1 protein-coding gene is annotated in these 615 nt (G+C 58.9%); it reads right to left on the minus strand.

The window, feature by feature from the left end; all coding sequences use genetic code 11:
* A partial coding sequence (locus tag H663_RS41975) for a YDG domain-containing protein (protein ID WP_240620618.1) occupies positions 1–615 on the minus strand: 615 nt, incomplete at both ends.

The raw sequence follows: 615 nt of genomic DNA on the forward strand, positions 1-615 counted from the left end.
CCGTGGCTGTGATCGCACCCGTTGCCAATGCAGCTGCTGTCGTGCCGTCATAGGTCTTGTTCTGGTTGCTCATGGCCACAGCCAAGTTGGCTTTGCTGATCGTGCCACCACCGACTACTGTTGAAACTGTAGTGGGCAAGTTGTAGTTGCTCAAATCTGCTGTGCCAGCCGCAAAGTCAGTTGCCACCAAGGTCGCGGTGACTGTTGTTGCAGCGTTCACGTTCTTGCTGTTGTAGGTGCCGCTGGCTTTGTTCACCGTTGCAGTTTCTGCCACGCCGTCCACTGTCACGCCCGTGGCCGTGATCGCACCCGTTGCCAATGCAGCCGCTGTCGTGCCGTCATAGGTCTTGTTCTGGCTGCTCATGGCCACAGCCAAGTTGGCTTTGCCGATCGTGCTGGTGGTGTTGCTCACCGTGGTGGGCAAGTTGTAGTTGCTCAGATCAGTACCAGTCGCTGCCGTGAAGTCGCCTGTCGCCAAGCTCGCGGTGACTGTTGTTGCCGTGGCCACGTTCTTGCTGTTGTAGGTGCCGCTGGCTTTGCTCACCGTTGCAGTTTCTGCCACGCCGTCCACTGTCACGCCCGTGGCCGTGATCGCACCCGTTGCCAATGCAGCCG

Origin of the sequence: Limnohabitans planktonicus II-D5, assembly GCF_001270065.2 — a bacterium.
GTDB lineage: Bacteria > Pseudomonadota > Gammaproteobacteria > Burkholderiales > Burkholderiaceae_C > Limnohabitans_A > Limnohabitans_A planktonicus.